The organism is Halomonas sp. 111 (assembly GCF_052379685.1).
Classification (GTDB): Bacteria; Pseudomonadota; Gammaproteobacteria; order Pseudomonadales; family Halomonadaceae; genus Vreelandella; species Vreelandella citrativorans.
In genome coordinates this window covers 1-11,552 of the sequence record NZ_JBQSYV010000006.1, presented here as the reverse complement: position 1 = coordinate 11,552, position 11,552 = coordinate 1, and the positions used below count along the sequence as shown (strand labels likewise).

Sequence of the window (11,552 nt, the reverse complement as noted above, 5' to 3'; positions counted from 1 at the left end):
CGTCCGGACGGCCCGTCATCCATATTTAATGTTGGCGAGCCTGGTCAGTGATGCGCCCTTCAACCTGATAATCCACGTCACCTAACGAAACCATATAGTCACGCAACATCTCCCAGTCGGTATTGCCGACAATGGTGCTGCGCTCATCATCATAGGCGGCTTCTAACGCGGTATGGCTGTCGCCACCAGCTGCGGTAAAATGGTTGGTGGCGATGGTGTAGGTACTTTCAGGGTCTACCGGCTGCAGCGTGCCATTCTGCGTCACCTTCAAGCTTACAACGCGCTCACCGACGGGCTGGCGGCTGTCATATACCAACTCGGTACCTTCGGACACTTGCAGAAAACCACCGCTTTCATCCGGGGCATTTGTCAGTCCGATCTCGAACGTTTCCAAAAGCTCCGCGCCCGTCACGCTCACCAGCGCCAGGCGATTGCCAAACGGCTGCACGGCAACCAGCTCACCCACACTCACATCACCCAGGGCAATGGGCTCACGAATACCACCGCTATTTTGAATGGCCAGCACGGTTTCCAGGTTCACCCGGCGGGCAGCAGCAAGCTGACCATCGGCAATCAGATTGCCCAGCGCCGTTTCATCGGCACGCACGCTTTGTTCATCACCCTTGCCGTGGCGGGGATTAGGCAGGGCTGAAACCACCCGAGCGCCCACCTGCGTATCGCGTACTTCTTCAATTTTCGCGGTATACGGCGCCAAGAGGGCAGCAGCTTCGGCGTCTGGCTCGCGCTCGGCGGTGGCAAGCAGCTCCCCGTTGGCCTCCAGTACGTTGCCATTATCATCGAACGTTACCTGCATGACGCCCAGGTACTGACCGTACTCGCCTGCCTGACCAATCACGGTGGGCGCTATCGGCTCGCCCCGGTCGTTTTCGGTTAGCATAACAGGGGCTTGCAAGTGAGTATGGCTGTGCCCGCCGATGATCACGTCCACTCCTTCCACATGCTGGGCGAGCAGCAGGTCATTACCCAGGCTCGGGTCGCTGTCGTAACCCAGGTGAGTAAGCGCGACGATCTTGTTGACCCCTTGGGCTTCAAACGCTTCCACCATCGCTTCAGCGGCCGCCCTATAATCGCTAATGGTTACCTTCCCAGGGCTGGAGACGGTCTCACTGCCTTGCGTGCTTAGCCCGAAGATGCCGATTCGCTCGCCACCTTGCTCTACCACAATGCCGTCGTACAGGTGACCAGGCTTAGGCTTATTTTCGGGCTCGGCACCGATCGAATCACCGAGTAGCTCGGCAAACTCCGGCGAGGTAGAGAAATCCAGATTCGCGCCCACAATAGGAAAGTCTGCGGCAGCAAAGAAAGCGTCAAGGGCCTGATGACCCTCTTCCGGATCACCCAGGTCGAACTCATGGTTGCCCGGTACGAAAGCGTCATAGCCCATCAAATTCATGAACTCAATGGCATCCTGCCCTTGGTATTCGGTGAAATAGAGCGTACCCGAAAAGATATCCCCAGCGTCCAGCAGCAAGCCATCGCCGAACCGCTCGCGCGCCTCGTCCAGCGTGGTGATGAGCTGAGGGTAGTGGTCGGTACGTCCGTGCAGGTCATTGGTATGAAAAATGGTCAGCGTATAGGGCGCAGCATACGCCGAGGTAGTAAGCAGCCCCGCCGCTATCCCTAGCGCAATACTGTGAGGAATAAGACGCATCAGTATGGTTCCTTTTATATAAGCGTTATAGCAAAACGATAGCGTGCCCTAAAAGCCTGACAAATTGGTGACGGTCCTTATGCATGTCATTTCAGCGCACTCATTTACTTTAGCTTAAGTGATACAAAAATAGCCTTTTACCTCATTTCACTCACGGCAACAGGCAGACTAAATAGCCCTCACTGTTCAAACCACCATGTCATGAGATAGAGACAAGACCGTCATCTTCGCTACACCAAAGTGTCATCAACAGCTGCCACTCTATGGAGCCATCACTCCATGCTAGGCAAGCTACAGCTGCGTTGCCTCTGATATCTCCTCTCTTGGGAAGCTCACAATGCACAAGTCACTCCTCGCGCTTGCACTCTCCACCGCCGCAACGCTGGCAACGACCGCCACCACCTACGCCAATGAAGATTTAAGCGACATCTGTCCTAATCCGCTGCGTATGGCCGACACGGGGATTGAAGGCATGGGGCCACTGGCAGAAGCGTTTGGCCCCTTCGCTGAGGCATTTGAGGAAACGACCGGCCTTGAGCTTAAAATGTTTAGCCTAAGCAACCGTACGGCGGCGGGTACGGCGCTGCAGTATGACGATGTGGATCTGGTATTTGCCGGTCCTTCGGAGTTCGTGCTGTTCGATCGCGAAAGCGATATTGAAATCCTGTTCGCCATTGAGCGCCCGCACTATGGCAGCAGCTTCTATGTGCCCGCCGATAGCGATATCGAGTCTCTTGATGATTTAGTGGGTCACCGCGTAGCGCTGAAGGATGTTGGCTCTACCAGTGGACATATTTTCCCAAGCCAAATGCTGGTGGATGCCGGGCTGGATATTAACCGGGACCTGGAAATCATCATGGCTGGCGACGCGCGTATTGCCGCCTTGGTCAATGGCGATGTCGATGCCATGGGCGGCGGCAATCGCGACATTGATGAGATTCAAGCCATGGATCCTAACGGCGAATACCGTGTTATCGCCACTAGCGACGTACTGCCTGGCGACCCGGTGGTTATGCGGGGCTCTTTAGATGATGCCTGTAAAACAGCACTGCGTGATACGCTAAATGCCAATGCCGATACGCTGTGGAGTGCACTGATTGCCACAGAGCGCAACGAAGGCAAATTCTTAAACCGAGACTCATCACTGGGCTTTGACCGCACCAATGAAGATTACGACGTAGTCCGTCAAGCGTACGAAGCCGCGGGCATTCCCCTTTAACGGTTAGGTACCCAACATGCACAGGGACGTGCCGTTTAAAGGTTTCAACATGATGGCCTATAACCTCCCCCTCCTGGCAGTAACGCAGGAGGTTTTTGTATGAATGCGATCACGATTACTGACTTGCATAAATACTACGCAAAGCTTCACGTACTACGCGGCTTAAATCTCAGTGTTCGCCAAGGCGAATGCGTTATTTTGCTGGGCGCCAATGGATGCGGAAAATCGACACTGATGCGCTGTCTCAATGGTTTGGCACCTCACGACCAAGGCAGTATCCACATCCTGGGTGAGCCGCTAACGCGCCTGTCGACAGCCCAAATGCGCAGGCTGCGCCAGAAAATAGGCGTTGTGTTCCAGCAGTTCAATCTGGTGCAAAACGTGAGTGTTTTTCAAAACGTTTTATACGGTGCACTTGGCCAGCAGCGTTTAGGACTTCTCACCAGCCTTGCCTGTTTCGCCAGTGATGAGCTGCGCGAACGGGCGATGGCGGCGCTTGAGCGAGTAGGGTTGGCGCATAAAGCACAGGCTGAGTGTCGGGCACTTTCAGGCGGCCAACAGCAGCGCGTGGCCATCGCCAGAACACTTATGCAGGATGCCGAAATTATTATTGCAGATGAGCCTGTTGCCAGCCTCGACCCTAAAGCCGGCCGTGAAATCATGGATTTATTACTGGATGTCGTGACAGAGCGAGGCATGACGGTGCTCTGCACGTTGCATCAGCTAGAGCTCGCCCAGCAATACGGCGACCGTATTGTAGGGATGAAAGCAGGAAGAATTGTTCTGGACTCGCCACGCCAACAGGTCGAATTAGACGATATGCAGCAACTGTATCAAGGCGAGACCCGTGTCGATCAACCACTGCTTTCGACCCCTACTCGTTTAACGCCCGTTACCCACTAACTGCCGAGAGCAGCCCATGCCTACTAATCGTCCGCTTGCGACGGCGTTGCCGCCCCGATTTAAGCGACCGTCACTGTTTACCTGGGGTATTGCCCTGGCGTTTTTAGCCCTGTTTATTCAAGGGGCTATGGCGACCAATGTCACGCTTGAGCGCTTGCTGCGCGGGGTCGTCAATCTGAGCCATTTTTTGGGTCGCGCCTTCCCCCCCGATCTCAGCAATCTGGATGTATTGGCATGGTCGATGTTTGAAACGCTAAACATTGCCATTGTGGGCGTGACGATTGGGGTAATACTTAGCCTACCGTTTGCCTTGCTGTCGGCACGTAATACCACCCCCGCCTCCTGGGTTCGCACCCTAACGCGGCTTATTGTTTCGACGATGCGCACCATTCCGGACCTGATTTGGGCGCTCATTTTCGTGGTGGCCGTTGGCTTGGGCCCCATGGCCGGCGTGTTGGCGATCATCATGGACACCATTGGTTTTGCAGCGCGCTTTTTCTCGGAGCGTATCGAAGAAGTCCACCCGGGGCCTTCTGAAGCGCTTAGCGCTACCGGTGCGGGTAAGCTTTCAGTGATCGGCGGCGCAATTTTGCCGGAGACGTTGGCCTCCATGACCGCGACTAGCCTATATAGCGTCGAAAAGGCCCTGCGCTCAGCAGTTACGTTAGGCCTGGTCGGGGCTGGCGGCATCGGTGTTGAGTTAGCTGCTGCCATGCGGCTTTTCAATTTTGATCGCGCACTGACTATTATTCTATTCATTCTGGTGGTCGTAATTGCCTTTGAACAATTGTCCTCACAAATCCGGAAACGAGTGATTTAGCGAACAATCAAATATAAGCGCTTACTTATCTAAAATCGCCGTTGGCTGTCACTATAAATGCGCTAATACAGAAGGCCGCGGCGTCTCCGGAATACTCATTCAAATTCCCCTTTCACGCTTTAACTTAAGTTCAATCCCGAGCCGCCCGCTTTTACAACCCTCCCCCCTTGACTACCTTTTGACCAATACATCTGCGCATTAAAGAGGACTGATACCAGGATAAAAACAAGGGATCCATGGAGGAATGCCCACATGAACCGACCGTGCACGATTACGTTTGATGATAAAACATTAACCGGCAACGCCGATGAACCGCTAATCGACTTTCTAAAAGCCCAAGGCATTAACTTACCCAGCGTCTGCTATCACCCTTCCTTGGGGCCTATCGAAACCTGCGATACGTGCTGGGTTAATGTTAACGGCGAGATAAAACGAGGCTGTACGCTGCGTACCGAAGAGGGTCTTAACGTTTCCAGCCAAGACAGAGAGGCCGAAGCCGCTCGCCATGAAGGAATGGATCGTCTATTAGCCAAGCACGAGCTTTACTGCACCGTGTGCGAGAACAACAATGGCGACTGCACGGTGCACAATGCGCTGGTAGAAATGCAGATCCCCATCCAGCGCTACGAATTCACGTCCAAGCCTCATGAAAAAGATACTTCTAGCCCTTTCTATACCTACGACCCGGACCAGTGCATTCTGTGCGGCCAATGCGTGGAAGCGTGCCAAAACGTCGAAGTTAATGAGACGCTGAGCATCGACTTTTCCAGCGAAGACCCGCGCGTACTCTGGGATGGTGGCGAAAAGATCAACGACTCAAGCTGCGTACATTGCGGCCACTGTGTAACGGTTTGTCCGTGTAATGCGCTGCAGGAAAACAGCATGTACGGCCAGACAGGCCCGCTGACCGCACTGCCCTGGTCGCTTAAACGGCCGATGATTGAAATAGTCAAGGAAGTCGAAAACACCACCAGCGCCATACCCATCACCGGTGTTTCAGAACTGGATGCCGCTTTGCGCGAGCCGGGCATCAAACGTACAAAAACGGTATGCACCTACTGCGGTGTAGGCTGCGCGTTTGAGATGTGGACCCGTGATCGCAACATTCTTAAGGTTCAGCCCACGCCAGATGCCCCGGCTAACGGTATCTCCACCTGCATCAAGGGCAAATTTGCCTGGGACTTTGTAAACAGTGAAAAACGCCTCACGACACCGCTGATTCGGGAAAAGGGTCAGTTCCGTGAAGCCAGTTGGGACGAAGCGCTGGATCTGGTGGCGAGCCAACTGATAAGCGTGCGCGACACCCACGGCCCACAGAGCGTGGGCTTTATTGGCTCCAGTAAAGCCAGCAACGAAGAGGCCTACCTAACGCAGAAAATTGCCCGGCTGATTATTGGCACCAACAGCGTGGATAACTCATCCCGCTACTGCCAAAACCCGGCGACTAAAGGGCTTTTCCGCACCGTGGGTTACGGTGGCGACGCCGGTACCATCAAGGACATAGAGCAGGCTGAAGTAGTGGTGCTGGTAGGCAGCAATACCGCCGAAAACCACCCAGTGATTGCCTCGCGCATCAAGTCCTCACAGAAGCTGCACGGCCAAAAGCTGGTGGTGTTCGACCCGCGCCAACATGAAATGGCCGAGCGGGCGAATCTTTTCATGCGCCCCAATGTCAGCACCGATTTAATCTGGGCGTCGGCGCTATCACGCTATATGTTCGATAACGACCTGGCCGACCATGAATTCCTCGGGCGCTGGGTCAATAACGTCGATGAGTATCGTGAATCGCTGGCGCCGTTTACGCTTGATTTTGCGGAACAGAAAACCGGCATTCCCAAACAGCAATTGATTGAGGCCGCTGAATTAATCGGCCGGGCAAAACGTGTCTGCCTGCTATGGGCCATGGGAATTACTCAACACAGCCACGGTTCGGATACCAGCACCGCGCTTTCCAACTTGCTGCTGGTCACTGGTAACTACGGCAAGCCGGGTACCGGCGGTTATCCCATGCGCGGTCATAATAACGTGCAAGGCGCCAGCGACTTTGGCTGCTTGCGCAACATGTACCCAGGCTATGAAAAGGTCACCGACGAAGATGCCCGTAAGCGGTGGGCCAAAGGTTGGGGCGTTAAGCCTGAACAGCTCTCCAGTGAAATCGGTTATGGCAACTTCCTGATGGTGCAAGCCGCCGCCGAGGACAAGCTTAAAGCCATGTACATTATTGGCGAGGAAACGGCCTTCTCCGACTCCAATACCCATAACGTCCATTCCGCATTTGAAAGCCTCGACTTTATGGTGGTGCAGGACATGTTTTTAAGCCGTACCGCTGAGTTTGCCGATGTCGTGCTGCCCGCCTGCCCCAGCGTCGAGAAAGACGGCTCCTTTGTTAATACCGAGCGGCGTATTCAGCGCTTCTACCAAGTGCTTGACCCACTGGGCGATAGCCGCCCGGACTGGCGTATTTTAACGGACCTTGCCGCGCAAATGGGCCACGACTGGGGCTATAACCACCCCTCCGAGATCATGGCAGAGTGCGCATCTATATCCCCCATGTTCGCGGGGGTCAGCTACGAGCGCCTGGAAGGCTGGAAGTCGTTGCTCTGGCCGGTTGCCGAGGACGGCACCGATACGCCACTGCTGTATACCGATGGATTTCCGACGGAGGATGGCAAAGCTAGCCTGTTTCCGCTGGAGTGGAAAGAGCCTTCAGAGGCCTCGGATAAAGAGTACGACCTGATGTTGAACAACGGTCGTCTGTTGGAACAGTTTCAGGGAACCAATCAGACTGGCCGCTCGCCGGGTATTTGTGACCAGGTAGCCCATGGGTTTGTTGAAGTTAGCCCCGAGCTTGCCGCCGAGCGCGGGATCGAAGACGGCACATGGGTCAAGATAGCTTCACGTCGGGATAGCATTGAGTTTCCAGCTGTTGTCACCGAGCGTGCCGCAGGAAAAACTCTTTTTATGCCCATTCACTTCGGCAAACTGGGGGTTAACTCGCTGACCGGCGAACATAATGACCCCGATGTGCAAACACCTGCCTATAAGGAAGTTGCCGTAAAGCTTGAAGTGCTCGACAAACACACCGCCCTCCCGCTCCCCAGTAACAACTACCGCTACGGCCACCGTACGCCCAATAAGGGCGTTGCGGTCGAGGTCAAATGGGCAAAGGATGACTACCAGCTTCCGCCTGCCCAGCAAACCAATCCGAGGAAAATGTGATGGCCGAACGAATTTCCTACGACGTGCCGCCGCCTACTATCGGCCCGGATGCTCAGGAGGAACTTGATAGGCTGGTGCAAACGCTCCATGAGCACGGTCTGCTGCGGTTTGCCAATGACATGGTTGCCTCTAATCATGAGCTAATGCGTATTGCGGTAGACGGGTTAAATAAACCCGGCTCGCTTAACACTATTCAAAACTTATCGGTCATCGTAATGACGCTTTCAACGCTACCGCCAGATCGGTTTTACCAAGTGATGTTTGCGCTTAAAGAGGGAATTGAGCAGGTTGGTAACCATCGCCATGAGGACAAGGCCAAGCACAAGGAGCAAGCACGAAGCCAAGACAAAGAGAAAGAAGAAAAAGACAGCGCCCCCGGCATCACCGGGGTGTATCACATGCTCAAAGATGACGAGCTGTGGTATGCCCTTAAACCGATTCTGGCAGGCCTGCGGGCTTTTTCCGAGCGGCTGGACCAGCCCATAGACAAACCGGTGACGGATTTCACCGGCAAGCCTACCGAAGGGCCTTAAACATATTGCTTAAATCTGTGTATGGTTATTAACGGCGTGAGTTTAATCCTTCTCAAGATAGACAGTCCGAGAGGGGAAGGCAAAATCGGCGTCATGACTATGCACGATGGTGATGATATTAAGGTAGATATCTTGTTGGATCGCCAGCCATTCCGCCCATTTCGTGGTCTTGGTAAAACCATAGACCATAATATTTAGTGAGGAATCCGCAAATTCGTTGAAGTAGACGAGGAGAGTCTGCGTGAAATCAATGCCGTCGTGCTTCTGAAGCATCGCGCGAATATCGTTGACGACGGCGGCAACCTTGTCGGCATCCTCGTACCTGAGGCCGACCGTAGTACTGATGCGCCTGTTACGCATCTGCCCCGGATTTTCGACGCTGATCGTTGAGAAAACGGAGTTAGGAACAAAGAGCGGGCGGTTATCGAAGGTGATGATCTTCGTCATTCTCCAACCGATTTCCTCGACGGTACCCTCAATATTACGGTCCGGAGACCGAATCCAGTCGCCAAACTTGAAGGGGCGGTCAAAATAGAGCATCACGCCGGAGAAAACATTGCTTAGAACATCCCGTCCGGCAATACCGATGGCGATACCGCCGAAGCCGCCAAAGGCCAAGAGGCCCGAAAAGCTCAGGCCCAGATGTTCACCGAACAAAAGCAGTAACACCAGCACCATTGCAAGTTTAAGGATGCGGGCGATGCTCGTGGCCGAGGTTTTATCGCTTCCCTTCGTTACCTGATCGGCCGTCAGGCGGTTAATCAGCAGGAAGGTTTGCTGCATGGCGGTCAGACCAATAGCGACCAAGGTCAGGTCGTCAATGATATCCGGCTTTATGGCGGAGACCTTTCTGTCGACCAGTATCTGATTGATGGTCTTGTTCAGAGTCAGCAGGAAACCCGCATTCGCGGCGAACAGAACAACGTGAACGGAGATGCTGTGGGACCAGCTCTTTCTTTTCCGCATGATAAAACCGGAGGCCAGCGCGACCGTCAGAAAAGCTATCAAGAGCCCCGCATTTATCCAGTCGCTGATCATCATGTTTCCGTTCCTTGTTCCAGGCGCCGCCAATTTCGCCCAGCTTCATCGCTATGTAAACCAGTGCTCATTCCTGAATACCCATCCGGGCATGGCAAATCTTCTTTATTAAAACGTCATTAGAGCCTAATTAAACATATCACTTCTTAGCAACGCACTACTAATATGCTCAAGCAAAATCACAAAACGTAGTGGCATGCGCCATGGCTCTTTTTAGTTGTCCATGAAATCCTATTGTCCTAATAACACTGCAGCTCACCCAGCGGTAAAAAAATAACCAACGAATCTTTTATTATAAAATTCCTCTTTCAGTCGCTTTTATCAGGTTGTAATCTCTTAATAATAACGTCGTTAAAAGCAGGCCTATCAATAATTAAATAAACGGCGATTGATATTTATGTCACTAGTTTTTCACTTTCCTGACTTGGCAATGTCATCGTTACCGACCACACTAAGTTAAAATATGATTAAGGGGCGTATCGTTTATGCGGCTATGTATTGTGAGTGAAACGTGGTCACCCGATATCAATGGCGTTGCGCACACGCTAAGCCGCATTAACCACGAACTGCACCAGCAGGGCGTAACGGTCGATGTGATTCGCCCACGCCCCAAAGTACCCGGAAGCGCTACGCATATTGCCCAGGAAATGCAGGTTAAATCTGTCGCTTTACCTGGCTATGCGGAAGTACAGGTAGGCTTGGTAACGCCCGCTAAGCTGCGCCGTTTCTGGCGTAAGTACCGTCCTGATACGATCTATCTTGCTACCCAAGGCCCGCTTGGCTGGGCGGCACGACATGCGGCGAGGCAACTCAATATTCCTCTGGTGGCGGGCTGGCATACCAACTTTGACCACTACTGCCACGATTACGGCGTGTCGTGGTTATCCTCCGCCACGCGGCGCTATTTGCGCTACTTTCATAATGGCTGTACCACCACGCTGGTCCCCACCCGTTTACAAGCCGAGACGCTACGCCGCCAGGGTATCCACGGCGTTCAAGTGCTGTCGCGCGGAATCGACGGAGAGCGCTTTTCACCCGCTTTTCGGGATAGCGCGTTACGCCGTCAATGGGGAGTGAGTGACCATCAGCCCGTGGCCATTTATGTCGGTCGTTTAGCCGCTGAGAAAAACCTCACGCTACTCCAGGAAACACTGCAAGCCATGCGTGAAGTGCGCCCGGATATGGCCCAGGTCATTGTGGGCGATGGCCCAGCGCGTGCGCAGCTTGAAAAGGCGCTGCCTGATGCACACTTCACCGGGTTCGTCGATAAACATGAATTAGCCCGCCACTATGCCAGCGCCGATATTTTTGTCTTCCCTTCGCTGTCAGAAACCTGGGGCAATGTGATTACGGAAGCCATGGCCAGTGGTCTGGCTGTTGTGGCCTATCGATATGCAGCAAGCGCTGAACTGATCGAAAATGATCAAAACGGAATGACGATAGCGCTTGATGATGGCGACGCATTTCAGCAAGCGGCCGTCGAGCTTTGCCAGCACCCCGCCGACTATGCACGGCTAGGGCGTGTTGCGCGCCTTCGCGCACTTGAGCAAAGCTGGTCGGGCATTGCAGACCAGTTTATGCAGTACCTTCAGCAAGCCCAGGAGAATTACCATGCGTCCGCGCCCGCTTGTCGTATTCGATCGTCTTGATTTACTGGAGTGGCGCCTCTGCCAGCGAGTGACACGACTCAACCTGTTTCGCCCGTGGCGAATTCTCTTGCAAGCCGCCAGCCGAATAGGTGACTGGCCTATCTGGGTACTGCTGATAGCCGCTCAGCCTTGGCTACAGCCGGATGGAATCTGGCGTATGGTGCAATACACCAGCATCGCACTGCTGGCGATGGCGGCTTATCGCTTAATCAAAACGCGCCTGTGCCGCGAGCGGCCCTTTATTACCTACCTGGGTGGCGTGCATTGCGGTGAGCCTGCGCGTGATCGTTACAGTTTCCCCAGTGGCCACACCATGCACGCCGTAATGTTTAGCGTACTGGTGGCGGCTCATACGCCGTGGCTACTTCCTTTGGTGGTGCCACTGGCCCTGCTGATTGCCGTTTCCCGTGTTGGTCTCGGCCTCCACTACATTAGCGATGTTCTTGCAGGCGCCGCTATGGGTTATGGCTTTGCTCTACTTAGCCTCTATTGGGCAGGC

Annotated in this window: 9 protein-coding genes; 7 read left to right on the top strand and 2 right to left on the bottom strand. The window is 53.9% G+C overall.

The features are described from left to right. Nucleotides 1–25: 25 nt before the first annotated feature. Complete coding sequence (locus ACT3T7_RS05920; RefSeq protein ID WP_444630349.1) at nucleotides 26–1,672, bottom strand: bifunctional metallophosphatase/5'-nucleotidase; 1,647 nt, start codon at nucleotides 1,670–1,672, stop codon at nucleotides 26–28. Between the two features lie 337 nt (nucleotides 1,673–2,009). Here ACT3T7_RS05920 and phnD point away from each other — a divergent pair, with 337 nt between their 5' ends. From phnD to ACT3T7_RS05895, 5 genes are all read left to right on the top strand, one after another. Beyond that, nucleotides 2,010–2,891 (top strand): phosphate/phosphite/phosphonate ABC transporter substrate-binding protein, encoded by an 882-nt coding sequence (phnD, locus tag ACT3T7_RS05915; RefSeq protein WP_444630348.1) that lies wholly within the window; start codon nucleotides 2,010–2,012, stop codon nucleotides 2,889–2,891. A gap of 99 nt (nucleotides 2,892–2,990) precedes the next feature. Then, complete coding sequence (gene phnC, locus ACT3T7_RS05910) at nucleotides 2,991–3,794, top strand: phosphonate ABC transporter ATP-binding protein (protein ID WP_444630347.1); 804 nt, start codon at nucleotides 2,991–2,993, stop codon at nucleotides 3,792–3,794. A 16-nt stretch (nucleotides 3,795–3,810) separates the two neighbouring features. Then, nucleotides 3,811–4,614, top strand: a complete 804-nt coding sequence (gene phnE, locus ACT3T7_RS05905) for a phosphonate ABC transporter, permease protein PhnE (RefSeq protein ID WP_444630346.1) — start codon at nucleotides 3,811–3,813, stop codon at nucleotides 4,612–4,614. 252 nt (nucleotides 4,615–4,866) lie between these two features. Next, on the top strand, nucleotides 4,867–7,833 hold the full coding sequence (gene fdhF, locus ACT3T7_RS05900; RefSeq protein ID WP_444630345.1) for a formate dehydrogenase subunit alpha: 2,967 nt from the start codon (nucleotides 4,867–4,869) through the stop codon (nucleotides 7,831–7,833). After that, nucleotides 7,833–8,366, top strand: coding sequence for a DUF1641 domain-containing protein (locus tag ACT3T7_RS05895; RefSeq protein WP_444627984.1), 534 nt, complete (start codon nucleotides 7,833–7,835; stop codon nucleotides 8,364–8,366). The genes fdhF and ACT3T7_RS05895 overlap by 1 nt, the downstream gene beginning before the upstream one ends. Before the next feature lie 42 nt (nucleotides 8,367–8,408). On the opposite strand, the gene ACT3T7_RS05890 is transcribed toward ACT3T7_RS05895, so the two are convergent. Further along, entirely contained in the window at nucleotides 8,409–9,407 is a 999-nt protein-coding gene (locus tag ACT3T7_RS05890) for a mechanosensitive ion channel family protein (RefSeq protein WP_444630344.1), read from the bottom strand. Between the two features lie 482 nt (nucleotides 9,408–9,889). Between ACT3T7_RS05890 and ACT3T7_RS05885 the strand changes: the two genes are divergently transcribed. After that, nucleotides 9,890–11,053, top strand: a complete 1,164-nt coding sequence (locus tag ACT3T7_RS05885) for a glycosyltransferase family 4 protein (RefSeq protein ID WP_172117677.1) — start codon at nucleotides 9,890–9,892, stop codon at nucleotides 11,051–11,053. Then, the coding region (locus ACT3T7_RS05880) for a phosphatase PAP2 family protein (RefSeq protein ID WP_172117678.1) at nucleotides 11,016–11,552 on the top strand (537 nt) is incomplete at its 3' end. The genes ACT3T7_RS05885 and ACT3T7_RS05880, both read left to right, overlap by 38 nt.

Bases quoted from the DNA above. Each gene is read 5' to 3' on its own strand.
- phnC (WP_444630347.1), top strand. From the start codon at position 2,991: ATGAATGCGATCACGATTACTGACTTGCATAAATACTACGCAAAGCTT.
- ACT3T7_RS05895 (WP_444627984.1), top strand. From the start codon at position 7,833: ATGGCCGAACGAATTTCCTACGACGTGCCGCCGCCTACTATCGGCCCG.
- phnE (WP_444630346.1), top strand. From the start codon at position 3,811: ATGCCTACTAATCGTCCGCTTGCGACGGCGTTGCCGCCCCGATTTAAG.
- ACT3T7_RS05890 (WP_444630344.1), bottom strand. From the start codon at position 9,407: ATGATGATCAGCGACTGGATAAATGCGGGGCTCTTGATAGCTTTTCTG.
- phnD (WP_444630348.1), top strand. From the start codon at position 2,010: ATGCACAAGTCACTCCTCGCGCTTGCACTCTCCACCGCCGCAACGCTG.
- ACT3T7_RS05920 (WP_444630349.1), bottom strand. From the start codon at position 1,672: ATGCGTCTTATTCCTCACAGTATTGCGCTAGGGATAGCGGCGGGGCTG.
- ACT3T7_RS05885 (WP_172117677.1), top strand. From the start codon at position 9,890: ATGCGGCTATGTATTGTGAGTGAAACGTGGTCACCCGATATCAATGGC.
- fdhF (WP_444630345.1), top strand. From the start codon at position 4,867: ATGAACCGACCGTGCACGATTACGTTTGATGATAAAACATTAACCGGC.